This window comes from Mesorhizobium sp. M0590, from assembly GCF_040320905.1.
Taxonomy (GTDB): domain Bacteria; phylum Pseudomonadota; class Alphaproteobacteria; order Rhizobiales; family Rhizobiaceae; genus Mesorhizobium.
In genome coordinates this window covers 303646-327990 of the sequence record NZ_JAMYQN010000003.1, presented here as the reverse complement: position 1 = coordinate 327990, position 24345 = coordinate 303646, and the positions used below count along the sequence as shown (strand labels likewise).

Genomic DNA, 24345 nt, shown 5'->3' with positions numbered 1-24345 from the left:
CGGATGTTCCTTTCCGTTGCCACAACGCACCGTCCGGCCACCGATCTCGGCTTCTTGCTGCACAAGCATCCGGATCGCCTGCACGAGACCGACCTGTCTTTCGGCAAGGCGTGGCTGTTCTATCCCGAGGCAACCGAAGAGCGTTGCGAGGCTGCACTCCTGCTCGATGTCGATCCTGTGGGCCTGGTGCGGGGCAAGGGCCAGAAGGCCTGCTCGACCAATATGTGAACGACCGGCCTTACGCAGCATCATCCTTCCTGTCGGTGGCGCTGAATAAAATGCTGCGGACGGCGATGACCGGTATATCGAAGGAGCGCCAGGAACTGGCCGACAGCGAACTGCCGCTGGAAGCCGTGGTCACGCCACTGCCAATGCGCGGCGGTGAGGTTCTGGTTCGAAGTTTGTTCGAACCCTTGGGCTGGACAGTCGATCTGACGCCAATCGAAGGAATCGGGGGTGCTGCAGGCGAGCCCCGATACGGCCATCTGAAGCTGACCGGCACGGGCCGGCTCAGCGCCTTGTTGAATCACCTCTATGTGCTGATCCCGGTGATGGACGATGCCAAGCATTACTGGGTCGGCGAAGCAGAGATCGACAAGCTGCTGTCCAAGGGAGAGGGCTGGCTGGGAAACCATCCGGCCAAAGACCTGATCGTGCGCCGCTACCTTGGCAATCGCCGGGCTTTGGCCCGCATCGCCCTGGAGCGGCTAGCTCCCGAGACGGCTGGCGAGGCACAACCTGCCGAGCTGCGCGTCACGCCCGAGGAAGCGCTTGAGACGCCTATCCGGCTCAACGATCTGCGCATGGACGCAGTTGTCCACGCCATTCGGGCGACGGGAGGAACCACGGTTGCGGACCTGGGATGCGGTGAAGGCAAGCTGCTCGACAGGCTGGTGCGCGAGCGATGGATCCACAAGCTGTTCGGTCTGGATCCGGCGGCGCGCGAACTGGAATGGGCCGCAAAGCGTCTCAAGCTGAACGAATTAGGCGGGCCGCCCGAGGGCCGGGTCACGCTGCTGCATGGATCGCTGACCTACCGGGACAGCCGTTGGGCCGCAGCCGACATCGCCGTTCTGGTCGAGGTCATCGAGCATCTCGACGAGGACAGGCTGCCCCTGGTCGAACGCATCGTTTTCGGTGAGACGGCGCCCAAATCCGTCATCGTGACCACTCCGAATGCGGACTACAACGCTCTGTTTCCAAGACTGGTCTCTGGCGCATTTCGCCATCCCGATCACCGTTTCGAATGGAGCCGGGCTCAGTTCCAAGCCTGGGCGGCCAAAATCGGCGAGATCTATGGCTATGCAGCCACCTTCAGCGGTATCGGAGCCGAGGACCCGACCCTCGGCGCCCCCACACAGATGGCGGTGTTCACCCGATGAGAGAACCCGATAAGACCAACCTCACCATTCCTGACTTCGCCCTCGTCGTGCTGATCGGCTCGACCGGATCGGGCAAGTCGACTTTCGCCGCCAAGCATTTCCTGACGACCGAGATTATCTCCTCGGACCAGTGCCGGGCGCTGATCTCCGACGACGAGACCGACCAGGACGTCTCTGCGGATGCCTTCGATCTGGTTCGCGAAATAGCCGGCAAACGGCTTAAACACCGCAGGCTGGCCGTCATCGACGCCACCAATGTGCGAGCCGCCGACCGCAAGGCCTGGATTGAGCTGGCGCGCAAGTGGCACGCTTTGCCCGTCGCCGTGGTCCTCGATCCAGGCGTCGAGGTGTGCGTCGCACGCAATGCGGTGCGAGCCGACCGGCAGTTCGGCGCCGGGGTCGCCCAGCGCATGACAACCGAGATCCGCAAGGGTCTTGGCGCCCTGCAACGCGAGGGCTTCCGCCAAGTCTGGAAGCTTACCAGCGAGGCCAGCATCGACGCGGCCGAGGTGTCGCGACAGCCGCTGTGGACCGATAAGCGCGACGACCATGGCCCGTTCGATATCATTGGCGACATCCACGGCTGTTCGGATGAGCTTCATATCCTGCTCGCTCGATTGGGCTACAGCATCGTCTGGTCTGAGCATCAGGGCGACCGAACGGTCACCGTGGTCCCACCAGAGGGCCGCAAGATCGTCTTTGTCGGCGACCTCGTCGATCGCGGCCCCAACTCGCCCGACGTGCTGCGCATTGCCATGAGCATGGTCGCGGCTGGAACCGCATACTGTGTCCAGGGCAACCATGAAGGCAAACTCAGCCGCTGGCTAGAAGGCCGCAAGGTCACGGTCGCTCACGGCCTCCAGCAGACTGTCGATCAGCTAAATGCACAGGACCGAGGCCTGCGCGAGGCGCTGCCGGCCTTTCTCGACGGCCTGCGCAGCCATGTCTGGCTCGATGGCGGAGGCCTCGCCGTCGCCCATGCCGGCCTCAAGGAAGAGATGATCGGACGCGGTTCCGGCGCTGTGCGCGAGTTCGCTCTGTACGGCGAGACCACAGGCGAGACCGACGAGTTCGGGCTGCCCGTCCGCGCCGACTGGGCCGCGGCCTATCGTGGCAAGACGGCCATTATCTATGGACATACGCCCACGCTATCGGCTGAATGGGTCAACAACACCCTGTGCATCGACACCGGATGCGTATTCGGCGGCAAGCTGACGGCCTTGCGCTGGCCGGAACGCGAACTGGTCGAGGTGCCGGCAATCCAGACCTGGTCGGAGCCGATACGTCCGCTGGGCGGGTCCGGTCCCGGTAAATCGGCACAGGCCGACGCCGACGGCGTGCTCGATTATCAGGATGTCTCCGGTCGCCGTTGGATCGAGACCGGACTGAGGGGCCGGATTGTCGTGGCCGAGGAGAACGCGTCGGCAGCACTGGAGGTGATGAGCCGCTTCGCGCTCTCGCCGCAATGGCTGATCTATCTGCCGCCGACCATGTCGCCGTCCGAGACCAGCAGCCAGGACGGCTGGCTGGAACGTCCGGAGGATGCCTTCGCTTACTTCCGCGAGCGCGGCGTTGCGCAGATCGTGTGCGAGGAGAAGCACATGGGTTCGCGGGCAGTGATCGCGCTCTGCCGCAACGCGCAGGCGGCACGCAGCCGCTTCGGGGTCCCTGGCGACGAAACCGGCGCAATCTGGACCCGCACCGGACGCTCCTTTTTCAACGACAGTGCCATGACGGAGGGCCTGCTCGCCCGTCTCCGCGCCGAGGTCGACACGGCGGACCTGTGGAAGGAATTGAACAGCGACTGGCTGCTGCTGGACGCCGAGATAATGCCTTGGTCGGCCAAGGCCGGCAGTCTGATCGAAAGCCAGTATGCGCCTGTGGCCACATCCTCTGCCGCCGGTCTCAAGGCCAGCAGCGAAGCGCTGGCCCGTGCTATTGCGCGCGGCGTCGATGCAGCCGGCCTGAACGCACGCCTTGAAGACCGGGCCGTCCGCGCAGCCAAATACGCCACCGCCTGGGCGCCCTACGTATGGCCAGTTTCGGGCGTCGAGGACCTTAAGGCCGCGCCTTTCCACCTGCTGGCCAGCGAGGGACGTATTTGGTTTGACCAGGACCATGTCTGGCACATGTCGCTCGCGGACCGTCTGGCTGCCCGTGGCGGCGTGGTCACGCCGACTCGAAGGCGTATGGTTGATCTGGCCGACGGCGGCGCGTGTGCCGAGGCCGTCGCCTGGTGGGAAGCGCTGACTGGCTCAGGCGGCGAAGGCATGGTGGTCAAACCACGCGACTTCGTCAGCCGTGGCAAGAAGGGGCTCATCCAGCCGGCGCTGAAGGTCCGCGGCCCGGAATATTTGCGCATCATCTATGGTCCCGAATATGACGCGCCCGACAATCTCGTCCGCCTCCGAGAACGCGGCCTGGCCGGCAAGCGCAGCCTGGCGCTCCGGGAGTTCGCGCTTGGCCACGAAGCACTGACGCGATTTGTCGCCAAGCAGCCGCTACGCCGGGTTCACGAGTGTGTCTTCGCCGTGCTGGCGTTGGAAAGCGAGCCAATCGACCCAAGGCTGTAGTAGCCGATCTATCCGAAGATCTTTTCGCCTTGCTCGTCGACCAGCTGGATGCCCTTTTTAATCGAGATGTCGACGGCATCATCAAGCCCGGCAAAGCGGTCGGCGCGGATGAATTTGTGCTCCTTCATCACGCCGTCGATCTCCTTCGAAACCACGCCGCAGGTCTGGTACTGGCCCTCCGCCTTGTAGGGCGTGGCGCTGATCAAAAATCCCTTGTGCTCGATCTGCTTTGCCGGCGCCGCTGTCTTTGGCTCGGCGGCTTCGTTGCCTCCGCCGAAAAGACGCTTCAGAAAAGACATGGGGTATCCTCCAACGGCAATCATCCTGCACCACATAGCGCGGTGTAGGATGATTTTCAGTACCGGTCCTTGGCCGAGCGGGCAAGGGCCGCAGCTAGCTTGGCACTCAGAGATCAGTCGCGCGACAACGCTTCCAAGGCCTCTGCGGCAGCTTCCAATATGCTGATTGCCTCGGCCTGCTTTGCTTCAGGCGCATCGGCGATTTCGCCGAGCGCGGCGCGCAGCCGGTGGCGCACGGCGCGAAACTCGTCGCGCTTTTCCGAGCGGCCGCGGCCGCGCCGGCCGCCGTCCTCGCCTTCATCGTTCCAGCCGAACCAGTCGCGCGCCTTCGCCATCTTGCGGCCGAAGCGCTCGAGGTGGTCGAGCACGTGGTCGATCATCTCGCGATTTTCGTTGAGATGCGCCTGCCCCGCCTCGGTGATCGAAAACACCTTCTTGTTGCCTTCCGGCGCAGAAACGGCGTAGCCGGCCTCCTCCAGGAAGGTCAGCGTCGGATAGACCACGCCGGGGCTCGGGCTGTAGACGCCGCTGGTGCGCTCCTCCAGCGCCTTGATGATGTCGTAGCCGTGCCGCGGCGCCTCGGCCAGCAGCGACAGCGTGATCAGCTTGAGATCGCCGTCGGCCAGCATGCGGCCGGCGCGGAACATGTCGCCCGGCCCGCCGCGTCCGCCGCCTCTCATGCCATGCCCGAACGGGCCAAAGCCGCCGCGCCCACCGAACTTGCCGGCCATATGCATGAAAACGCGCTCGGCGTGTTCGCCAAAACGATGATGCCCGAAATGATCGCCTTTGTGCATTGTCTGCTCCTTGAGTTATGTCTTACGATATATCTCAACTAAGTGCCCGCCACGGTCGAGTCAAGATATATCTTACGATGTATCTGAAAATGGCACCAGCAGGATTGATTTCGCCAGCGAGGGCAGCTAGAGGGTGCATGAGGGCCGAAGGCCGCTCCGTAAGCGTCTGACGTGAAGCAACGCATCCACCCCGGTCGTTCCGGGCAGTTACGCCGACAATACCGGCGAATGGATGCAAGGCGACGAACCGGATGCTTCAGGGAAATCCAAATGACCATGAACACCCCGCGCAGTAAGCTGCCTGCGCGCTATGCCGCCGTGCTCGGCCCGCTGGTGCTGTCGTTGCTGATGACGTTCATCGTGTCGTTCATCTCGACACTGAAAAGCCTTGGCTTCCAGCCCGACATGCTGGCCACTTGGCTGACGGCTTGGGGTCTGTCCTGGCTGGTGGCCTTTCCGACGCTGCTGCTGGTGCTGCCGGCGGTGCGCTGCATCATTGGCTGGCTTTGCGAGCCCGCGGCTCGATAGCAGGGCACGCGAAAGGCCTGGAAACAATCTCCGGACCTTTCGGTGCGGAGCGAATAATACCGTTACCAGCGGCCTTTGCGCCGATTCCAGGCGTAGAGCAGATCGGCGAAACGATCATAGCCATAGCGCGTCAACGGCAGTGCGCCGGGATTGCCGAACAGCGTTGCGAGCCAGCCTTCGCCGGGCGTCGTCCGCCATACAGCAATGGCAACATCGGCGCCGGCCAGCAATTTGCCGTCGGCGTCGATCGCATACAGCCGGCGCCGGATGTCCTCCAGCCCGATGCCGTATCCGGCCAGCGCCGCCGGTTCGGCATTGATGTCGCGAAATTCGATCCGCCCGGCCTTGACCGCCTCGATCAGTCGCCGCTTCTGCCGGCTGATACCGGCATCGCAGACCGGACAGCGCGTATTGTACCAGACAGTCAGCAGAGGCTTGGCCATGTTTCGAAACGGCACCAGAGGACACGCACGGATTATCCGAGAAATGCCGTTGCGCCGCAACGTGACACGATACCGGCGGAATGGCCGGTTTCGCTGATCCAGGTCGCCCAAAGGGTACGCAGCGGTTTTACGATAACGACATGCATAAAAAGAAGAGCTTAAAGCGCGTCGCAAGGGCCGTTCAGCGCGACGCGCTTCAGGAGCAGCGGCTCACCCGAGCGAGGTGATGATCTCGCGATAGGCATCCTCCGGGAAAGCCTTGAGCGTCCGCGTCCTGACGTTGCCAGCCGTCGCCAGCATTAACGAGAAACGAGCCAAGACGGCATCGTCGGGCGCTTCGAGCACCGCCACCATGTCGCAATCCCCCATGGTGAGATAAAATGCCTTGAATGATCCGCCCATGTCTCCCAGCATCTTCTTGGCGGCATCGAGCCGCTTCGGCGACTCGCGCACGTTTTTGGCGCCTTGTTCCGTCCAGTTGATCAGCACGATGTAAGTTGTCATGGCACACCTCCCTCCGGGGCCACGGAGCACGGCGTCAACCGCCGGGGCGGGCATCCGGGTTTGTCGCCCAGAGAATGCGTCCGTCGCGGAATTATCCTCTCGTAGGGCACGACACGCAAGAGCGGCGCGTTCAATCGTGATCGCCTCTGCCCAAACGGAAAAGGGCGCCACCGGCGCCCTTGAAACTGCTTATCCGTCACCCGGCCTCAGCTGTCGAGGAAGCTTCTGAGCTTGCGCGACCGGCTCGGGTGCTTGAGCTTGCGCAGCGCCTTGGCTTCGATCTGACGGATGCGCTCGCGGGTGACCGAGAATTGCTGGCCGACCTCTTCAAGCGTGTGGTCGGTGTTCATGCCGATGCCGAAGCGCATTCTGAGCACGCGCTCTTCGCGCGGCGTCAGCGAGGCCAGCACGCGCGTCGTCGTCTCGCGCAAATTGGCCTGGATCGCCGCGTCGATCGGCAGGATCGCCATCTTGTCCTCGATGAAATCGCCGAGATGCGAATCCTCCTCGTCGCCAACCGGCGTTTCGAGCGAGATCGGCTCCTTGGCGATCTTCAGCACCTTGCGCACTTTTTCCAGCGGCATTGCGAGTTTTTCCGCCAGTTCTTCCGGCGTCGGCTCACGGCCGATCTCATGCAGCATCTGGCGCGAGGTGCGCACGATCTTGTTGATCGTTTCGATCATGTGCACCGGAATGCGGATGGTGCGCGCCTGGTCGGCGATCGAACGGGTGATCGCCTGCCGGATCCACCACGTCGCGTAGGTCGAGAACTTGTAGCCGCGGCGGTATTCGAATTTGTCGACCGCCTTCATCAGGCCGATATTGCCTTCCTGGATCAGGTCGAGGAACTGCAGGCCGCGATTGGTGTATTTCTTGGCGATGGAGATGACGAGGCGCAGATTGGCCTCGACCATTTCCTTCTTGGCGATCGCGGCTTCGCGCTCGCCCTTCTGCACCTGGTTGACGATCTTGCGGAATTCCTGGATCGAAATCGCCGTCTCGGTGGCGAGGTTCTGGATCTCGGCGCGCAGGTCGCGGATGGCGTCCTTCTCGTTCTTGGTGAATTCCTTCCAGCCGCGCGAAGTCAAATTGCCGATCGAGCGGGTCCAGTTCGGATCGAGCTCCGAGCCCTGATATTCCTTGAGGAATTCCTCGCGGCGCACGCCATAGCTTTCGGCCAGCCGCAACAGCTTGCCTTCGTTCTGCACCAGGCGCTTGTTGATGTCGTAGAGCTGCTCGACCAGCGCCTCGATGCGCGCCGTGTTCAAGGACAGCGACTTCACCGCCTTGATCAGTTGGTCCTTCAATTCCTTCAGCCGGCGGTCCTGACTGGGCGACAGCGTGCCGGCGGCGGCCAGCCGGTTCTCGACCTGCTGGTCCTGCAGCTTGCGCAGTTTCTTGTAGGTGTCGGCAATGACGTCGAGCGTCTCCATCACCTGCGGGCGCAGTTCCGCTTCCATGGCCGCCAGCGACAGGCTCGCCTCGTCATCGTCTTCCTCGTCGTCGTCCACCAGGCCACGCGTGTCGCCGCCGACATTGGTGATGTCGTCCTCGTCCTCGCGCGAACGGCGCGACTTTTCCTCGGTCTTGGCTTCCTCGATACGCTCGACAACCGGCGCCTGCTTGGCCTCCGGCCCGGCATAGGTCGCCTCGAGGTCGATGATCTCGCGCAGCAGGATCTTCGATTCGTTGAGCTCGTCACGCCAGATGATGATGGCCTGGAAAGTCAGCGGGCTTTCGCAAAGGCCCGCGATCATCGTCTCGCGGCCGGCCTCGATGCGCTTGGCGATCGCGATTTCGCCCTCGCGCGACAGAAGCTCCACCGAGCCCATCTCGCGCAGATACATGCGGACCGGATCGTCGGTTCGGTCGGTCGGCTCTTTCTTGGTCGTGGTGGCGGCGACGGCGGTGCCGGTCTGCTCGGCGAGCTCGTTGGCGTCTTCCTCGGCATCAGCGGCGGTGTCGGCGGCTTCGGGCTCCTCGCCCTGCTCGTCGTCCTCGACCACGTTGATGCCCATGTCGGAAAGCATGGCCATCGTGTCCTCGATCTGCTCGGAGGTCACTTCCTCCGAGGGCAGCACCGAATTCAGCTCGTCCATGGTGACATAACCGCGCTTCTTGGCGGCCTTGATCATCTTCTTGACAGCATCGTCGGAAAGGTCGAGCAGAGGGCCATCGGTCGCGGCCTCGCGTTCGGTCTCGACTTCTTCCTTTTCTTTTGTCGCCATAGTCTTTATTTTCTCCAAGCGGCTGAGTATCAAAGCCGCGTAAGCTGCCGGTCCGGTCAAATTGGATGCGCTCCTTCCAGAACGCGCTTTACCGGGCCAGTAACTGCATCTCTCGTTAAGTCCAGATTAACCCTGATATCTGTGGCAAGCTGACTGCCTGTCCAGTGATCAGTACCTTACATCGCTGCATTCCCGTCGATGCCGGGGCGGGTTAACGTTTCGAATCGACCTGATTCCGCCATTCTGCCGGAAGGTCAAGCGCCTCTCGCATGATTCGCATGAAAAAAGCGAATCAATTACCCGACTTAGAGCACCGCACGCTTGATTCAACGCGCAAGCACGGCCTTACATTTCAGTCTTCTGGAGGCTTCGATCTAAACGCGCCCAGCTCTGCCCGACGATACGCCAAACCCTTCGATCAGCGCTTCCGTTGCCTGCACATCACGAAATTGCGCCTGGATTTCGACCAGGTGCCGGTAATTTTCGTCCGTGGGATCGCTGGCGAGCGCTGCTTCCGCCTGCTTCAGCTCCTTATGTAAGGTGCGCGCGCTGCGCTGCAAGTGGAGAGCTTGGCTGAACGCATCGCGAGCATCGTCGAGTGCTGCCGTTTCCAGCGCCGGCCATTGCCGCGCACGTTTGATCAGCGCCACCGCGCGCTGCCAGATCTCACCGCAGCCGGCCCGCTCGATCGTCGCGATTACAGCCTCGCGGTTGTTGGCCATATCGTGCGCCATGGCGTCGAGGATGGCCGCATGCAGCCGCTTCAGATCGGAATTGGCGAGATCGAGGAACTCGACATGGGCGAAATTCTCGTCGATCAGCACGGGATGGTTGACGAGGGCCGCAATGATCGTCGCCTCGCGCACCGACATGCCCTCGCCGCCGCGTTTGACCAGCGCCGAGCGGCCGAGGCTTTCGGTGATCGCGGTGCGCCCACCGGCACCGCCGCCACGTGCAAACTGTCCGCCGGGTGCTGAGACCCTGCCCGGGAAGCGCTCACCGGGTCGTCCGTCCTGACGTCCCTGGCGTCCGCGCTGGGCACCGAAGAAGCTCTGCACGCGCTCGCGCATTTCCTGTTGGTAGTGATAGCGAAGGCTCTCGTCGCGGATGCGGCTGGTCAGTTCGCGTAGCGTCTTTTCGAGCTCCGCCCGCCGTTCCGGCGTGTCGAAGATGCCGCCGGCGGTCTCGCGCATCCACAAGAGGTCGGCCAGCGGCCGCGCCTCGGAAAGCACGGCGCGGAACGCATCCGGCCCGTCACCCTTGACCAGATCGTCGGGATCCTTGCCCTCCGGCAGCAGGGCGAAGCGCACGGAGCGGCCTGCCTGGACCGCCGGCAGCGCCATGTCGGCGGCGCGCCACGCTGCCTTCAACCCGGCTTGGTCGCCGTCGAAGCACAGCACCGGCTCGCCAGCCATGCGCCATAGAAGTTCGAGCTGGTTTTCAGTCAACGCGGTGCCGAGCGGCGCCACCACGTTTTCGAAGCCGGCCTGCGCCAGCGCGATCACATCCATGTAGCCTTCGACGGCAATGACGGTGCCGCCCTTGGCCAGCGCCCCCTTTCCCAGTGCTTGCCGCGCACGGGCGAAATTGTAGAGCACGTTGCCCTTGTGGAAGAGCTCCGTATCGGGCGAGTTCATATATTTGGCCAGCGCATCCGGCGCCAGTGCCCGCCCTCCGAAGGCGATGATCTTGCCCCTGGAATCCGGGATCGGGAACATGATGCGGTCGCGGAACCAATCATAGGAAACCGGGACGTCGTCGCCATGGCGCACCAGCCCGCACGCCTCGATGTCGGCCTTGGGGACACCCTTGGCGGCAAGATGCTCCTTCAGCGCATTGCGGCTGTCGGGGGCATAGCCGAGGCGGAAAGACTGCTGCGTCGCCGGTGTCAGCCCCCGGTCGCGCAGATAGGCGCGGGCCTTTGCCCCTTCCGGTCCCTGCAGCCGTTCCTGGAAGAACGCCGTCGCCATCTCCATGACGTCAGTCAGGCTGGCGCGTTCCTTTTCGCGCCGCTCCTCCTGGGCATCGCGAACCGGCATCGGCACGCCGGCCATGTCGGCGATCTTCTCGACCGCTTCAGGAAAGCTCATCCCGTCAAGTTCGGTCAGGAACTTGAAATGGTCGCCCGAAACCGAGCAGCCGAAGCAATGGTAGCGGCCCTTCTTGTCCTCGCAGTGGAAGGACGGGCTCTTCTCGCCATGGAAGGGACAGCACGCCCAATAGTCGCCGCGCGGCGCGTTAGTCTTCTTCCTGTCCCACGCGACGCGCTGGCCGATCACCGAAGAAATCGGCACGCGGTCGCGGATCTCGTCGAGGAAAGCAGGTGGAAAGCGCATGGGGGGACAGCCCGTTTGGCCTCCATATAATCACACGGGCGAAGCCCGACGACTCCTAATGGCGATCATACCCGGTTTTCACAGGCCAAAAAGAGAAGGCGGCCCGCGGGCCGCCTTCTCGATCTAAACCGACGCAGCGCGGTCAGCCGTTCCGGGCTCATTGCGCGGCGATAGCACCGAAGATCAGGCCGGAGAGAACGCTGACCAGCAGATAGTCGTTGCCGACCCGGATCCATTCCTGCCCGGGACCCGGACGGCGCAGGCCATAGTGGCGATAGTCGCGGATCGGCTGGTGACGCTTCCAGCTGGAATATCTCTGGCCGTTGCGCCAATGGCTGCGCTTCACGACGATCTTTTTCTTCACTACGACGCGCTTGTTCACGTCGACATGCCTGCCGGGCCTTTGCCAGTCGACCTGGCTGTAGTTCGACTGCGGCGCGTTTGGTGTGTTCAGAGGTGCAGCCTGGCCCTGCCAGGTGGTTGCAGCCAGCATCGAGAAGGCAATGGCGGAAAGAACGACGCGTTTCATGGCGGGTACTCCTTGGTTGTCGATGCCTAGGGAATAGAGCCGGACGGATGAACCGAAACTGAACACCGAGATTACGTTTTCGTAATGATTTCTTATATTTAGAACGACTAATTCAGCGCTACCTTTAAAGCTGGCATCCGCGAATGGACGCATGACCCGCCGCAACTCCGCAGTCTATGCAACCATTTTGTCAGCCATCCATTTCCGACACGCTCCGTCGCGTGCCAACAGGCGTCGGAACCGGGCAAAATTTATTATTCGGCTAAAATAAATCGGAGTAATATCAACCTCTGCAATGTCCACGATTCGCGCCCACTTTTGCACCCTTGACGTCACGGCGCCCGCGTCGCTGGCATCTGTTGGGTTGCGGGGTCGGGCATGAGTGGCTCTGTCGTTTTGCTGCACCTTGCCGGTGCGGTCGCATTGATGCTGTTTGCCACCCGTTTGGTGAAGACCGGCGTCGAGCGCGCCTATGGCGATGTGCTGCGCCACAAACTGCGCGCCACAATGCGCAATCCGTTCATGGCGGTTCTGGCCGGCTGCGGCCTGGCTGTCGCGCTGCAAAGCTCGACCGCCGTCACCTTGCTGGTCGGCTCATTCGCCGGCTCCGGTATTGTCAGCGGCATGTCGGGCCAGCTTGCGGTGCGCGGCGCCGAGATCGGCTCGGCACTGGTGGTCAAGCTGCTCACCTTCGATCTGTCGCTGCTGGTGCCGATCTGCCTGGTCGCCGGCACCGTCATGTTCATGGCCACCGAGCGGCGCGACTGGCGCCAGTTCGGCCGCATCCTGGTCGGCATCGGCCTGCTGCTTCTGTCGCTGGAGATGATCGGCCAGGCGTCGGAGCCACTGCGCCAGAGCACGCTGATGCCGCTCATCGTCGATTACTTCTCCGGCGATCCGGTCACCGCCTATCTTCTGGCGGCGTTGGTCACCTGGCTGTTCCATTCCTCGATCGCCGCGGTGCTGCTGATGGTGACGCTGGCCGGCCGCGGCTTCATCCCGCCCGAACTCGGCATCGTGCTGGTGCTCGGTGTCAATCTCGGCTCTTCGATCATTGCGCCGCTTCTAACCCGCAACGCAGAACCCGGCGTTCGTATCGTGCCGATCGGCAATCTCCTGATGCGCGGCATGGGTTCGCTGATCATGCTGATCCTGTTCCTGACGTTCAAGCCGCCGGTCGCCTTCTTGGGCAGCACGGTGCCCGAGCAGATCGTCAATGCCCACATTGTCTTCAACATCCTGATCCTGATCGCCGGCCTACCGCTGGCGAGCCTGGTCTATCGCGCCTCGGAAAGGATCGTGGCGTTGGGCACCAAGCCCCAGGCCGCCAACGCGCTCGACGTCGTCGAGCTTTCGGCGCTCAACGAAAGTGCGCTCGACGTGCCGAGCCAGGCATTGGCCAACGCCACCCGCGAGGTGGTGCGGGTCTGCGAAACGGTCGAGATCATGCTGAAACGGATCATCGAGCTCTATGAGAGCGCCGATGCCGACAAGATCGGCGCGTTGGCCGCACTCGACGACCGTGTCGACAGGAAGCACGCTGCGATCAAGCTCTATCTGGCCAAGGTCACCAAGAACCCGTTGAGCGAGGACGAGGCGCTGCGTTGCCAGGAGCTGATCGGCGCCTGCGTCAAGCTGGAGCAGGTCGGCGACATCATCGTGCGCAACATGCTGGTCCACGTGAAGAAGAAATTCGAGCGCGGGCTGGAGTTCACGCCGGAAGGCTGGCGTGAGCTTTGCGCCTTCCATGGCTTGGTGCTTGCCAATGCCAGGCTTGCCTTCAACGTGCTGGTATCCCGCGATCCGGAGACCGCTCGCCAGTTGGTGCTGGAAAAGGACCGGCTGCGCGACCGCGAGAAGGAAACCAGCCAGAGCCATTTCGTGCGGCTGCGCGACGGCACCCCCAAGAGCGTCGAGACCAGTTCGATCCATCTCGACACCATTCGCGACCTCAAGCAGATCAACTCGCTGCTCGCCTCGATGGCCTATCCCGTACTTGAAGAGCGCGGCCTGCTCACCGGTTCGCGGCTGAAGGCCGGATAGATTGCATCCACAGGCCGGGTAGCTTCAGAACATCGCCTAGAAAATTGCTGTTGGCCAATGCGCAAAAATTATCTTTGCGCCACCTCCTGTCTGTCGGCTAAAGATCGCCGCATCTACCGGAAGGAAAGTCGATGGACACCCATTCCCGCAGCTTCGCCAAAGCGCTTTCCTGGCGCGTCACCGGCACCATCGACACGATGATCATTTCGCTCGTCGTGACCGGAAGCATCAAGCTCGCCGCGGCCATCGGCCTGACCGAGGTCGTCACCAAGTCGCTGCTCTACTATCTTCACGAGCGAGCGTGGCTGAAAATTCCTTATGGAAGGAAGGCAGCCGCCTAGCTCTTGCCTCCGCGGCGGGCGCCTGACCGGCGATCAAGAAAAGCTAAAGCGGCGTCGACAATTTCTGGATTGCCCGCTGCCCTCATCCGTGGTTTGAGGCGACCTTATCCGAGGATCGCCTTTCCGCCATGCTCCCCCTCATTGCCCTGTTCATTGCCGCCTTCGCCTTCGGCACCACCGAATTCGTCATCGCCGGCGTGCTGCCGCAGGTGGCGGAGGGCCTTGGCGTCGCGATCCCGACCGCCGGCTATCTCGTTTCCGGCTATGCCGGCGGCATTGCAGTCGGCGGCCCGCTGCTGGCGCTCGCCACCAAAAGGTTCTCCCGCAAGGCCCTGCTGCTTGGACTGACTGCAGCCTTCACCATCGGCCAGGCCGCCTGCGCGCTGGCGCCCGACTTCGCTTCGATGCTGCTGTTGCGGATAGCGGTGGCCGTGGCGCATGGCGCCTATTTCGGCGTTGCCATGGTGGTGGCCGTCGGCCTCGTGCGCGAAGACCAGCGCGGCATGGCGGTGGCGCTGATCCTGTCCGGCCTCACCGTATCGAACGTAATCGGCGTTCCGGCCGGCACGGCAATCGGCAACATCTGGGGATGGCGTGCGACATTCTGGGTGATGTGCGCGCTCGGTGTGGTGGCCTTCACGGCAATCGGCGCCCTGCTGCCGCGCAAGACGGGATCGTCGAGCCCGTCGGCGAGCCTTGGAAGCGAGGTCCGCGTGCTCGCACGCCAGCAGGTCTGGACCTCGCTCATTATTATGCTGATGCTGATGATCGGCCAGTTCGGCCTGTTCACCTACATCACGCCGACGCTGCTTGAGGTCACAGGCCTCGACGAGAAATGGATACCTTGGGTGCTCTTGCTCAATGGGGTCGGCGCAACGATCGGCGTCTTCGTCGGCGGGCGGCTCGCCGACTGGAAGCTGATGCCGTCGCTCATCGCCATGCTTTTCCTACAGGCGGCAATGCTCGCCTTGATCTACGCTGTCAGCCCTTACCCGCTGCCGATGGTGATAGCGATCTTCGTCTGGGGCGGCCTCAACTTTGCCATCGGCACGCCGATCCAGACCCGCATCCTGACCTGGACCGCAGACGCCTCCAACCTTGCCTCGTCGCTCATCCCGTCGGGCTTCAATGTCGGCATCGCGCTCGCCGCATCGCTCGGCGCGGCGATGCTCAATGCCGGCTATGGCTATCGCAGCCTGCCGGTGGTTGGCGCGATCGCCATGCTGGTCGCGGTCGCGGTTGCGCTTGCCTCGCATGTCTGGGAATGGCGAAGCCGGGCTGCGCCGCCGCTGCCGGCTGCCGCCGAATAGGGCTACAGATCGATCCGGTAGCGCAGGCTTTCCGCGCCGCCATAGGCGGCGTCCTCGAAGAAACGCCCGACGAGCCGGCCGCCATTGGCCAGAACGACCTTCTGCGAGGGCACATTGTGAGGCTTGCAGGTGATTTCGACGAAGGGCAGGCCAACCGCCCTCGCCTCCACCAGCATCAGCCGCAGCGCCTCGGTCGCATAGCCGCGTCCCCGTTTCCACGGCACCACCGCATAGCCGATGTGGCCGAGCACATGCGACGGCAGCGCCGCGGTGCCGTGCTGCCAGCGCAGGCCGATTGAGCCTGCGACTTCCCCGTCCCAGATCCAGCGCCGGAATCCGGGCAGCCGCGGCACCGTCGAACCGTCGGGCAAGGTGATCGGCGGTCCCTTGCCATCGGAATCGTCGAGATCGCCAAGGAAAGTCGCTGGATCCTTTTCGATAGCCGCAAGCTGCTCGCGCGTCGCGTCGAGCAGCCCCACATTGTCCGGCGACCAGCCGCGCTCGAGGGCCGCCTTGTAGGACGGCAGGTGTTCAAGCGCCGGTTTGACGAGTTTGATCACGGGCGCGAGCTTTTGGCTGCCGGATTGCGGGCGCGACGGCAAGGGCCTTCGGCAGCTTACTGAAGCAGGCTCTTGACGATGCCGCTCGCCTCGGAAAAATCCATCTGACCGGCGTATTTCTCCTTGAGCGCCGCCATCACCTTGCCCATATCCTTGACGCCGCTGGCGCCGGTCTCGGCGATGGCGGAACGGACGGCGCTTTCCGTCTCGGCCTGACCCAGTTGCGTCGGCAGGAAGTCGCGGATGATGGCCATCTCGTCGCGCTCCTGCGCTGCAAGCTCCGGCCGCTTGCCGTCATCGAACGCCTTGGCCGATTCTTCGCGCTGCTTCACCATCTTGGCCAGGATCTGCAGGATTTCGTCGTTGCTGGCCGGCTCCTTGCCGGCGCCGCGATTGGCGATGTCGCGATCATGAATGGCCGCCTGGATCAGCCGCAATGTCGGCAGCCGGCGCTTGTCCTGCGCCTTCATCGCACTCTTCAGGGATTCGGCGATTTTGCCTCGCATGGTGCTTTCTCCTTCGAATGCCGCGGACAATAGTCGTGCCGATAGCTCAAGGCAAATTCGATAGCGTCCGGCAAACCGCTGATATTATTCGACGAAATAAATCCAGGCACGCACGGCGCGGCATCATTGACCGCCTTGGCGCCTTCCCCTATGTACTGGGCCTTGCATGAATTGAATTCTAGTGCACGTCGCCCAAAAATGCGTAGCGGTTTTGGCAACGACAGGCACAAATGAAAACTTAGCGCGCCGAGGCTGTGAGATCGCCGCTTCGCGCCTTTTGTTGCGCCGACTGAGGGCGCAACCTTTAGGAGTGCCGCCATGGCAACGAAGACAGCCGCGTCGACCCCCCCTTGGGCCAGCGAGAGGCCGACAGCCCTGCTGGTGCTGGCCGACGGCACTGTCATAGAGGGCCGCGGTCTGGGCGCCACCGGCTCCGCCGTCGCCGAGGTCTGCTTCAACACCGCGCTGACCGGCTACCAGGAGATACTCACCGACCCATCCTATGCCGGCCAGATCGTCACTTTCACCTTTCCGCATATCGGCAATATCGGCACCAATGACGAAGACATCGAGGACCTCAACCCGCTGGCCCGCGCCGGCGCCGTCGGCGCCGTGTTCAAGGCCGATGTCACCAACCCGTCGAATTACCGCGCCGGAACCGGTCTCGACCAGTGGCTGAAGAAGCGCGGCATCGTCGCACTTTCGGGCATCGACACGCGGGCGCTGACCGCGCTGATCCGCGAAAAGGGCATGCCCAATGCCGTCATCGCGCACGCGCCCGACGGTATCTTCGACGTCGATGACCTCAAGCGCCGCGCCGCCGCATGGTCAGGGCTTATCGGGCTTGATCTCGCCAAGGAGGTGACCTCCGGCCAGTCATCGGTCTGGCGCGAGACGCCCTGGGTCTGGAACGAGGGCTTTGGCGAACAGGCTGATCCGTCGATGCACGTCGTTGCCGTCGACTACGGCGTCAAGCGCAACATATTGCGCCTGCTGGCCGGCCTCGGCGCCAAGGTCACTGTGGTGCCGGCAAAAACCGGCGCCGAGGAGATCCTGGCGATGCGGCCCGACGGCATTTTTCTATCCAACGGCCCCGGCGATCCGGAAGCCACCGGCGACTACGCCGTTCCGGTCATCCAGGATCTGTTGAAGACCGAAATCCCGCTTTTCGGCATCTGCCTCGGCCACCAGATGCTGGCGCTGGCGCTGGGCGGCAAGACCGCAAAAATGCATCAGGGCCACCACGGCGCCAATCATCCTGTCAAGGACCACACCACCGGCAAGGTCGAGATCGTCTCGATGAACCATGGCTTTGCCGTCGACGCCGACTCATTGCCGAGCGGCGTCGAGGAAACGCATGTCTCGCTGTTCGACGGTTCGAATTGCGGCATTGCGCTCACCGGCAGGCCGGTCTTCTCGGTCCAGCATCATCCCGAAGCCTCGCCCGGCCCGCAGGATTCGCACTATCTGTTTCGCCGCTTCGTCAATCTCATCCGCGAAAAGCGCGGCGAGCCGGCACTGGCCGAGCGTGTTTAGCGCATGCGCAAAAACGGATTTGATTGACGGCGCCGGCCGGGCTCCCGGCGCCGATCAAGCCCCGTCCGTCACCGCTTCCTGCGCGTGCATGCGTTTGACTTCCTTCGGCGTCGGCTTGGCCACCCTGGTGACGAAGACGACGAGCGCCAGCGTGAGGAAAATCGCGCCGAGCAGATACGGGGCACCGCCGAAAGCTACGGGCGCGCTCGGCCCCGTGAACCAGGAAAAGATCGCCGTATAAAGCAGCGGTGTGATGATCGAGGTGATCGAGAAGATCGAGGTCATTGCGCCCTGGAGTTCGCCCTGGGCGGAAGGTGGCACCTTGGCGGCCGCAAGGCTTCTGAGCGGCGGGTCGGCCAACGCCTCGAGACATCCGACGACGATCACTGCATAGATCATCCAGCCTTGTGACGCGAAGGCGTAGCCGAAGGCGCTGAGTGCGGTAAATGCCAGACCGATTACCGCCGTCTTCCACTCGCCAAGCTTAGGGATCACGCGCGGCAGGACTGTCGCCATGACGATCGCCCCGCACAGGCCGAAGGCGCCGAGCGAGAAGCCGATCTGTTGTTCGCTCCAGCCATAGCGATAACTGGAGACGAACGACCAGACCGCAGGATACATCATGTGCCCCAGCGTCATCAGAAAGAAGACAAGTCCGATCCAGCCGATACCTTCGTAGTTGCGCATCTGGACGAGCGTGCCGACCGGGTTCGCGCGTTTCCACTCGAAGCGGCGACGGTGCTTGTTATCAAGTGTTTCCGGCAACAGAAACAGCGCGATCAGAAAGTTTGCGAAAGCAAGCCCGGCAGCGAAATAGAACGGCACACGCGGCCCGAACGTGCCGAGCAACCCGCCCAGAACCGGCCCTATGACGAAGCCGACGCCGAAAGCAATGCCGAGCAGGCCGAAATTCTTCGCACGATTTTCGTCGGTCGAGATATCGGCAATGAACGCCGATGTCGTGGAATAACTGGCGCCGGAAATGCCGGCCAGCACGCGGCCGATGAACAGCATCGGATAGGACCAGGCGATAGCGCAGATCAGATTGTCGATAGCGAACGTCAGCACCGAGGCGAGCAGAATTGGCCGCCGCCCGAACCGGTCGCTCAACCCGCCCATCACTGGTGCGAAAACGAACTGCATTGCCGCATAGACGAAGAACAGCCAGCCGCCCTCGATAGCCGCCTCGCTGATGCCGACGCCGGTCAATTCCCTGAGATAGGCCGGCAGCACCGGCATAATGATGCCGAAGCCGATGACGTCGAGCAGCAGGGTGGTGAAAACAAGCGCAAGGCCCCGCCTGGCGGTTTTGGGGTCTATCATGATGGTATCTCCTCGGGCCGCCCGAGCGAACGGGAACACACCTTATAGGCGAGCACATCGCTGGGAACAATGAGGGAACGGGCCGAGTGCTTTCATCCTGACATCCCCTGACTGCGATCCAGTCTCTCGGATTACGAGAAAACCGGCGGCTCAGATCGGGTTGTTGAACGTGTCGCAGTCCGAAAGCTTGCCGTTCTGGAAGCCTCGCGCCAGCCAGGTCTGCCGCTGCTGCGACGTGCCGTGGTTGAAGCTTTCCGGCACGACGTAGCCCTGCATCTTCTTCTGCAGCGTGTCGTCGCCGATCTGCTTGGCGGCGTTCAGTGCCTCCGCCATGTCGCCCTGCTCCAAAATGCCCTTCTGACCGGTGAAATGCGCCCAGATGCCGGCAAAGCAGTCGGCCTGCAACTCGACCTGCACCGACATGTGGTTGGCGTCGGCTTCGCTCATATTCTGCCGCATCTGGTTGAATTTGGGCAGGATGCCGACCAGGTTCTGCACGTGGTGGCCGACCTCATGCGCGATCACATAGGCCTGTGCGAAATCGCCCGAGGCACCGAACTGCTGATCGAGCTGCTGGAAGAAGGTGGTGTCGAGATAGACTTTGCGATCGTTGGGACAGTAGAATGGTCCGGCCGCTGACGAGGCAGAGCCGCAAGCAGAGCCGATCCGTCCGCTGAACAGGACCAGTTTTGGATCTTGATAGGTCAGGCCCTCGGACTGAAAAATACCGGTCCACGTGTCCTCGGTCTCGGCCAGCACAGTCGACACGAACTGCTTCATCTCGTCGGAGGCGGGCGCACCGGTGCCGCCGCCTTGCGCACCGCTATTGTCGGTGATCTGACCGCCGCCGGGCTGCAAGCCGCTGTTATCGAGGATCTGACTCGGGTCGAAGCCGAAATACCACCCTGCCAGGAAAATCAACCCTACGATGATAATGCCCGACATGCCGCCGCCGCCGGCGCGACCGCCGATCGGGATGCGAAACTGCCCCGGCCCGCCGCCAAGCCCGCCGCTCTGGCCGCGCTCGTCCTCGACATTGTCACTCTGACGACGGCCCTTCCAGAGCATGGCAACCCCCGTGATGCAATTTTCCGGCCGATCGGGCCGTGTCCCGGTTCGATCGGACACGACAACAATTATCTCAACGGTTACGCCAAGTCACAGTATTTTTCGTGCGAACAAGCAATGCTTGCTGACGCTTGCCTGCTCTGGCCGAGACATCGCAAGGTCTGTGCCGTTCACCCTGCTCATGGGAAGCGAGAGTCGCGCGAAGAGATACGCTGGCCGTGCTTTTCAGCGGGCGGCGATTATTGCCTTGCGAAAGGCTTCGAGCGTCTCGGCGCTGACATGATGCTCGATGCCCTCGGCGTCGATGCGCGCCGTCTCGGCGCTGACCCCGAGCGAGCGCAGGAAGGCCTCGACGGTCTGGTGGCGAATGCGGCTCTCTTCCGCAACCTTGCGGCCGGCATCGGTCAGGAACACGCCGCGATAAGGCTTCCGGGAGACCAGCCCGTCGGCGCACAGCCGCGTCAGCATTTTCGCCACCGTCGGCTGAGCGACGCCGAGCCGTGCCGCGATATCGACCTGGCGCGCCTCGTTGCCATCCTCGATCAGGTCGGCGATGAGCTCGACATAATCCTCGACCAGCGCGCTGCGGCGCGCTTCACGCGTCTGCCTGAAGCCTTCCGAGTGGATTTCTGCGTCAGGCAGCGGCTTTTCGCGAGGAACCGGTCTTTTCTTCAGCGCCAATACGCGCTCCTCCCGGCAGTTTGAATCGACATTGCGGTCATAACACGGAACCCTATTGGTTCTGGCCGTTTATTTCCATTCGGTGGCCGGCGCAACCGGCGTTCACTGCCGTTCCGGCCGCACGGCCAAGCGGCCACAAGAAAAAGCTCAGACAATGAAATATAGCATATTGCATAATGTTCAGCCGTGGCATAGATAAGGAGACAACATCGATCGTTCCAGCGGAAAGCCATTTCATGTCGGAAGCCGAAGCCACCTCAGCCCCCCGGTCCATGTGGCGATTTGCCCGCCCGGAGGACGACGAGCAGCCCAGCCTTCGCGAAGTCAACGCAACGATCGCGGTGCCGCACTCGGGGATCTGGCTTCGCCGGCTGTTCGCCTTCATGGGGCCGGGCTACATGGTTTCGGTCGGCTATATGGATCCGGGCAATTGGGCGACCGACCTCGCCGGCGGGGCCCAATTCGGCTACACGCTGCTTTTCATCATCATGTTGTCGAACCTGATGGCGATCCTGCTGCAGGCACTCGCCGCCCGGCTCGGCATCGCCACCGGCCGCGACCTTGCGCAGGCGTGCCGCGCCTATTATCCGCGACCGGTCAATTTCATGCTTTGGGTCGCTTGCGAATTGGCCATCATTGCCTGCGACCTGGCCGAGGTCATTGGCACGGCGATCGCCTTGCAACTGCTGTTCGGGATTCCGCTGATCGGCGGCGCCATTATCACCGCGCTCGATGCCTTCCTGCTGCTGCTGCTGATGAACAAGGGCTTCCGTTTCCTCGAGGCCTTCATCATAGCGCTTTTGATTATCATCTTCGGCTGCTTCGCCATTCAGATCTTTGCCGCCGCCCCGCCGGTCGGCTCCATCCTGCACGCGATGTTCGTGCCGTCGTCCGAGATCGTCACCAATCCGGCCATGCTCTACATCGCCATCGGCATCATCGGCGCCACGGTGATGCCGCACAATCTCTATCTGCATTCCTCGATCGTGCAGACCCGCGCCTATGAGCGCACCGATCGCGGTAAGCGCGACGCCATCAAATGGGCGACGACCGACTCGACCATCGCGCTGATACTGGCGTTGTTCGTCAATGCTTCCATCCTGATCGTGTCGGCGGTGGCGTTCCACGGCACCGGTCATCATGACGTTGCCGAGATCGGCCAGGCCTTCGAGCTTCTGTCGCCGCTGCTTGGCCTCGGCATCGCTTCCATCCTGTTTGCCGTAGCGCTGCTCGCCTCCGGCCTGAACTCGACGGTGACGGCGACGCTCGCCGGCCAGATCGTGATGGAAGGGTTCTTGCGGCTGCGCATCCCGCAATGGGCGCGCCGCCTGCTGACGCGCGGCATCGCCATCATCCCGGTGGTGGTGGTCACCGCGCTCTATGGCGAGAAGGGAACCGGCCAGTTGCTGGTCTTCAGCCAGGTAATCCTGTCGATGCAGCTCCCCTTCGCTGTCGTACCGCTGGTGCAGTTCGTCTCGGACAAGCGCAAGATGGGCAATTTCGCCATTTCCCGCGCCGTTGCCGTGCTGGCCTGGGTGGTCGCCGGGCTCATCCTGGTGCTCAACTTCAAGCTGCTCTACGATACGGTCGTTGGCTTGGGCTGAGCGTTCTCGGCTCCAAGCTGAGACGATAAGGTCGGCAGTCATCCGCCCTTCCAACCCTGGAAATTTGCCGGCCGCTGTCGGATAAATGTCCGTTCGCCCGTCCTTGGCTCGAACTCCGGCCATGACGGCACGGATCAGGGAAAGGGAGCTCCAATGAGGAAGATCATCGCCGCAACATTCGTCAGCCTCGACGGCGTCATGCAGGCGCCCGGCGGCCCGCAAGAGGACCCTGTCGGCGGCTTCAAATTCGGCGGCTGGACGTTTCACTACTGGGACGATGTGATGGGCGCCGCGATGGGCGAGACGTTTTCAAAACCGTTCGCGCTGCTTCTCGGCCGCAAGACTTACGACATCTTCGCCGCCCACTGGCCTTATCAGAAGAATGATCCGATCGCCGACATCTTCAACGCCGTCACCAAATATGTGGCGACGCACAGGCCGGATTCGCTGTCCTGGCAAAACAGCCAGCCGCTCGGCAGCGACGTCGTGGCGACATTGCGCCGGATGAAGCAGGAGGACGGCCCCGACCTGCTCATTCAGGGATCGAGCGAGCTGATCCAGACCTTGCTCGCCAATGACCTGATCGACGAGATCAACTTGCTGATCTTCCCGCTGGTGCTGGGCAAGGGCAAAAAACTGTTCGGCAGCGGCACGATACCTGCCGCCTTCAAGCTGACCCGTTCGCAGGCATCGACCACCGGCGTCCTCATGGCGAGCTATGAACGCTCCGGCGAGATCAAGACCGGGTCATTTGCCACGGAGCAGCCGTCCGAAGCCGAGATCGAGCGGCGCAAGAACTGGAAGTAGATGCCGCGGGGCGATCAAGGACGGCTGAACACTGGCCGTCCTTTTTGCTGTTTTTAAGCCGCCTCTCGTCGCCCTGCCAACCCATCGCGGAGGTGGCCCGCGAATGCCAGTGCAGCCGGCGCGACGTCGTGCTTCGGCAAATGCAGATTGATCGAAAAATTCGGCAATGACGGCAGCTCCGGATCGTTGGCCAGAATGTCAAGGTCGACAGGCACGGTCGACGCCAACCAGGTGGTGACGGCCAAGTCCGAACGCACTGTCGCCGTCGTCGCGTCGATGCTGCCGTTTTCGAATACGGTGCGCCATTCCAGCCCATGCTCGTTAAGCGCCTCCAGCACCACCGGGCGGAACGCACAGGTCTCGGCGACCATCGAAACCGGCAAGGGGCGTTTGCCGCGGGCGGCGCCGCCTTTGGCGCCGACCCAGACCAGCCGGTCGACAACAAGGCATTCGCCGGCCGACCGACCGATCGGCTCCTCGATCACCGCGAGCTCTATCGTGCCGGTCGCCAAGGCTGCGGCCAACTCTGGCGACGAAGCACAGACAAGCGAGATCTCGACCTGCGGATAGGCTTCGGCATAGGCCTTCAGCACCGGCGCAAGCAAGGTGCCGACAAGGTCGTACGGCACGCCAAGCCGCACCTGACCGGCAACTGCATCACCCGCCATCTCCGCCAGGATCTCGTCATTGAGGGAAAGCAGGCGCTTGCCCTTGCCGAATAATCGCTCGCCGGAGCGGGTCAGCCGCAATCCACGCCGGTCGCGCTCGAACAGGCTGCAGCCGAGAACCTCTTCCAAGCGCTTGATCTGCTGGCTGACGGCGCCTTGCGTCAGATGCAACGCATTGGCTGCTGCCGTCATGCTGGCCTTATCGGCAACGGTGACGAAGGTTCGGATCAGGGCAGTATCGAGGTTGCGGAGCATTCGGCTATTATATTTGCTAATACA

Annotated in this window: 21 protein-coding genes and 1 pseudogene; 9 read left to right on the top strand and 13 right to left on the bottom strand. The window is 62.7% G+C overall.

The genetic code is table 11. The features are described from left to right. Positions 1 to 3 precede the first annotated feature (3 nt). Both NKI52_RS08675 and NKI52_RS08670 read left to right on the top strand, forming a co-directional pair. A pseudogene (locus NKI52_RS08675) lies at positions 4 to 1382 on the top strand (3' terminal RNA ribose 2'-O-methyltransferase Hen1). Continuing rightward, positions 1379 to 3955 (top strand): polynucleotide kinase-phosphatase, encoded by a 2577-nt coding sequence (locus NKI52_RS08670; RefSeq protein ID WP_352570977.1) that lies wholly within the window; start codon positions 1379 to 1381, stop codon positions 3953 to 3955. Before NKI52_RS08675 ends, NKI52_RS08670 begins: the two are co-directional and overlap by 4 nt. Before the next feature lie 8 nt (positions 3956 to 3963). Here the strand turns inward: NKI52_RS08670 and NKI52_RS08665 are convergent, their stop codons facing one another. Both NKI52_RS08665 and NKI52_RS08660 read right to left on the bottom strand, forming a co-directional pair. Further along, positions 3964 to 4254, bottom strand: coding sequence for an HlyU family transcriptional regulator (locus tag NKI52_RS08665; RefSeq protein WP_023678291.1), 291 nt, complete (start codon positions 4252 to 4254; stop codon positions 3964 to 3966). Between the two features lie 113 nt (positions 4255 to 4367). Beyond that, entirely contained in the window at positions 4368 to 5051 is a 684-nt protein-coding gene (locus NKI52_RS08660) for a PadR family transcriptional regulator (RefSeq protein WP_352570976.1), read from the bottom strand. Between the two features lie 270 nt (positions 5052 to 5321). Here NKI52_RS08660 and NKI52_RS08655 point away from each other — a divergent pair, with 270 nt between their 5' ends. Further along, positions 5322 to 5579: a DUF2798 domain-containing protein gene (locus NKI52_RS08655; RefSeq protein ID WP_352570975.1), complete on the top strand. Its 258-nt coding sequence runs from the start codon at positions 5322 to 5324 to the stop codon at positions 5577 to 5579. A gap of 62 nt (positions 5580 to 5641) precedes the next feature. Here NKI52_RS08655 and NKI52_RS08650 read toward each other — a convergent pair whose 3' ends face one another. The 5 genes from NKI52_RS08650 to NKI52_RS08630 form a co-directional block, all read right to left on the bottom strand. Continuing rightward, positions 5642 to 6022, bottom strand: a complete 381-nt coding sequence (locus tag NKI52_RS08650) for a thiol-disulfide oxidoreductase DCC family protein (RefSeq protein ID WP_352457540.1) — start codon at positions 6020 to 6022, stop codon at positions 5642 to 5644. Between the two features lie 210 nt (positions 6023 to 6232). Continuing rightward, positions 6233 to 6526, bottom strand: a complete 294-nt coding sequence (locus tag NKI52_RS08645) for a GYD domain-containing protein (RefSeq protein WP_023678296.1) — start codon at positions 6524 to 6526, stop codon at positions 6233 to 6235. A 206-nt stretch (positions 6527 to 6732) separates the two neighbouring features. Next, complete coding sequence (gene rpoD / locus NKI52_RS08640; protein ID WP_023678297.1) at positions 6733 to 8754, bottom strand: RNA polymerase sigma factor RpoD; 2022 nt, start codon at positions 8752 to 8754, stop codon at positions 6733 to 6735. Between the two features lie 374 nt (positions 8755 to 9128). Further along, on the bottom strand, positions 9129 to 11090 hold the full coding sequence (gene dnaG / locus NKI52_RS08635; protein ID WP_352567921.1) for a DNA primase: 1962 nt from the start codon (positions 11088 to 11090) through the stop codon (positions 9129 to 9131). Between the two features lie 157 nt (positions 11091 to 11247). Then, the gene (locus NKI52_RS08630) at positions 11248 to 11619 is read right to left on the bottom strand and encodes an RcnB family protein (protein WP_352567922.1); all 372 of its coding nucleotides are present in this window, start codon (positions 11617 to 11619) and stop codon (positions 11248 to 11250) included. A gap of 378 nt (positions 11620 to 11997) precedes the next feature. Here NKI52_RS08630 and NKI52_RS08625 point away from each other — a divergent pair, with 378 nt between their 5' ends. The 3 genes from NKI52_RS08625 (at position 11998) to NKI52_RS08615 (ending at position 15313) form a co-directional block, all read left to right on the top strand. Then, positions 11998 to 13662, top strand: coding sequence for a Na/Pi cotransporter family protein (locus NKI52_RS08625; RefSeq protein WP_352638252.1), 1665 nt, complete (start codon positions 11998 to 12000; stop codon positions 13660 to 13662). Between the two features lie 131 nt (positions 13663 to 13793). Then, a complete protein-coding gene (locus tag NKI52_RS08620; RefSeq protein WP_023678301.1) occupies positions 13794 to 14003 on the top strand; it encodes a DUF2061 domain-containing protein in 210 nt (69 codons plus the stop codon). A gap of 128 nt (positions 14004 to 14131) precedes the next feature. Continuing rightward, a complete protein-coding gene (locus NKI52_RS08615; RefSeq protein WP_352450716.1) occupies positions 14132 to 15313 on the top strand; it encodes an MFS transporter in 1182 nt (393 codons plus the stop codon). Between the two features lie 2 nt (positions 15314 to 15315). On the opposite strand, the gene NKI52_RS08610 is transcribed toward NKI52_RS08615, so the two are convergent. Together NKI52_RS08610 and NKI52_RS08605 are read right to left on the bottom strand one after the other, a co-directional pair. After that, positions 15316 to 15873: a GNAT family N-acetyltransferase gene (locus NKI52_RS08610; protein WP_352697658.1), complete on the bottom strand. Its 558-nt coding sequence runs from the start codon at positions 15871 to 15873 to the stop codon at positions 15316 to 15318. Between the two features lie 56 nt (positions 15874 to 15929). Further along, on the bottom strand, positions 15930 to 16379 hold the full coding sequence (locus NKI52_RS08605; protein WP_352697656.1) for a GatB/YqeY domain-containing protein: 450 nt from the start codon (positions 16377 to 16379) through the stop codon (positions 15930 to 15932). A 318-nt stretch (positions 16380 to 16697) separates the two neighbouring features. On the opposite strand from NKI52_RS08605, the gene carA reads away from it, so the two are divergent. Beyond that, on the top strand, positions 16698 to 17915 hold the full coding sequence (gene carA / locus NKI52_RS08600; RefSeq protein ID WP_352567928.1) for a glutamine-hydrolyzing carbamoyl-phosphate synthase small subunit: 1218 nt from the start codon (positions 16698 to 16700) through the stop codon (positions 17913 to 17915). A 54-nt stretch (positions 17916 to 17969) separates the two neighbouring features. On the opposite strand, the gene NKI52_RS08595 is transcribed toward carA, so the two are convergent. The 3 genes from NKI52_RS08595 to mntR form a co-directional block, all read right to left on the bottom strand. Then, positions 17970 to 19238, bottom strand: coding sequence for a TCR/Tet family MFS transporter (locus NKI52_RS08595; RefSeq protein WP_352567929.1), 1269 nt, complete (start codon positions 19236 to 19238; stop codon positions 17970 to 17972). 150 nt (positions 19239 to 19388) lie between these two features. Beyond that, complete coding sequence (gene ypfJ, locus NKI52_RS08590) at positions 19389 to 20306, bottom strand: KPN_02809 family neutral zinc metallopeptidase (RefSeq protein WP_352567930.1); 918 nt, start codon at positions 20304 to 20306, stop codon at positions 19389 to 19391. 225 nt (positions 20307 to 20531) lie between these two features. Continuing rightward, positions 20532 to 20987, bottom strand: coding sequence for a manganese-binding transcriptional regulator MntR (gene mntR, locus NKI52_RS08585; protein WP_023678308.1), 456 nt, complete (start codon positions 20985 to 20987; stop codon positions 20532 to 20534). A 236-nt stretch (positions 20988 to 21223) separates the two neighbouring features. Between mntR and NKI52_RS08580 the strand changes: the two genes are divergently transcribed. Beyond that, positions 21224 to 22591, top strand: coding sequence for an Nramp family divalent metal transporter (locus NKI52_RS08580; protein WP_352450711.1), 1368 nt, complete (start codon positions 21224 to 21226; stop codon positions 22589 to 22591). A gap of 153 nt (positions 22592 to 22744) precedes the next feature. After that, positions 22745 to 23398, top strand: coding sequence for a dihydrofolate reductase family protein (locus tag NKI52_RS08575; RefSeq protein WP_352697653.1), 654 nt, complete (start codon positions 22745 to 22747; stop codon positions 23396 to 23398). 53 nt (positions 23399 to 23451) lie between these two features. Here NKI52_RS08575 and NKI52_RS08570 read toward each other — a convergent pair whose 3' ends face one another. After that, the gene (locus NKI52_RS08570; RefSeq protein WP_352697651.1) at positions 23452 to 24321 is read right to left on the bottom strand and encodes a LysR family transcriptional regulator; all 870 of its coding nucleotides are present in this window, start codon (positions 24319 to 24321) and stop codon (positions 23452 to 23454) included. Between the last annotated feature and the right edge of the window lie 24 nt (positions 24322 to 24345).

Excerpts from the sequence above, each read along its gene's own strand:
- NKI52_RS08595 (WP_352567929.1), bottom strand. The coding sequence starts at position 19,238 with ATGATAGACCCCAAAACCGCCAGGCGGGGCCTTGCGCTTGTTTTCACC.
- rpoD (WP_023678297.1), bottom strand. The coding sequence starts at position 8,754 with ATGGCGACAAAAGAAAAGGAAGAAGTCGAGACCGAACGCGAGGCCGCG.
- dnaG (WP_352567921.1), bottom strand. The coding sequence starts at position 11,090 with ATGCGCTTTCCACCTGCTTTCCTCGACGAGATCCGCGACCGCGTGCCG.
- NKI52_RS08650 (WP_352457540.1), bottom strand. The coding sequence starts at position 6,022 with ATGGCCAAGCCTCTGCTGACTGTCTGGTACAATACGCGCTGTCCGGTC.
- NKI52_RS08630 (WP_352567922.1), bottom strand. The coding sequence starts at position 11,619 with ATGAAACGCGTCGTTCTTTCCGCCATTGCCTTCTCGATGCTGGCTGCA.
- NKI52_RS08620 (WP_023678301.1), top strand. The coding sequence starts at position 13,794 with ATGGACACCCATTCCCGCAGCTTCGCCAAAGCGCTTTCCTGGCGCGTC.
- NKI52_RS08575 (WP_352697653.1), top strand. The coding sequence starts at position 22,745 with ATGAGGAAGATCATCGCCGCAACATTCGTCAGCCTCGACGGCGTCATG.
- NKI52_RS08615 (WP_352450716.1), top strand. The coding sequence starts at position 14,132 with ATGCTCCCCCTCATTGCCCTGTTCATTGCCGCCTTCGCCTTCGGCACC.
- NKI52_RS08625 (WP_352638252.1), top strand. The coding sequence starts at position 11,998 with ATGAGTGGCTCTGTCGTTTTGCTGCACCTTGCCGGTGCGGTCGCATTG.
- NKI52_RS08570 (WP_352697651.1), bottom strand. The coding sequence starts at position 24,321 with ATGCTCCGCAACCTCGATACTGCCCTGATCCGAACCTTCGTCACCGTT.
- carA (WP_352567928.1), top strand. The coding sequence starts at position 16,698 with ATGGCAACGAAGACAGCCGCGTCGACCCCCCCTTGGGCCAGCGAGAGG.
- NKI52_RS08580 (WP_352450711.1), top strand. The coding sequence starts at position 21,224 with ATGTCGGAAGCCGAAGCCACCTCAGCCCCCCGGTCCATGTGGCGATTT.
- NKI52_RS08665 (WP_023678291.1), bottom strand. The coding sequence starts at position 4,254 with ATGTCTTTTCTGAAGCGTCTTTTCGGCGGAGGCAACGAAGCCGCCGAG.
- NKI52_RS08655 (WP_352570975.1), top strand. The coding sequence starts at position 5,322 with ATGACCATGAACACCCCGCGCAGTAAGCTGCCTGCGCGCTATGCCGCC.
- NKI52_RS08660 (WP_352570976.1), bottom strand. The coding sequence starts at position 5,051 with ATGCACAAAGGCGATCATTTCGGGCATCATCGTTTTGGCGAACACGCC.
- NKI52_RS08645 (WP_023678296.1), bottom strand. The coding sequence starts at position 6,526 with ATGACAACTTACATCGTGCTGATCAACTGGACGGAACAAGGCGCCAAA.
- NKI52_RS08670 (WP_352570977.1), top strand. The coding sequence starts at position 1,379 with ATGAGAGAACCCGATAAGACCAACCTCACCATTCCTGACTTCGCCCTC.
- NKI52_RS08605 (WP_352697656.1), bottom strand. The coding sequence starts at position 16,379 with ATGCGAGGCAAAATCGCCGAATCCCTGAAGAGTGCGATGAAGGCGCAG.
- ypfJ (WP_352567930.1), bottom strand. The coding sequence starts at position 20,306 with ATGCTCTGGAAGGGCCGTCGTCAGAGTGACAATGTCGAGGACGAGCGC.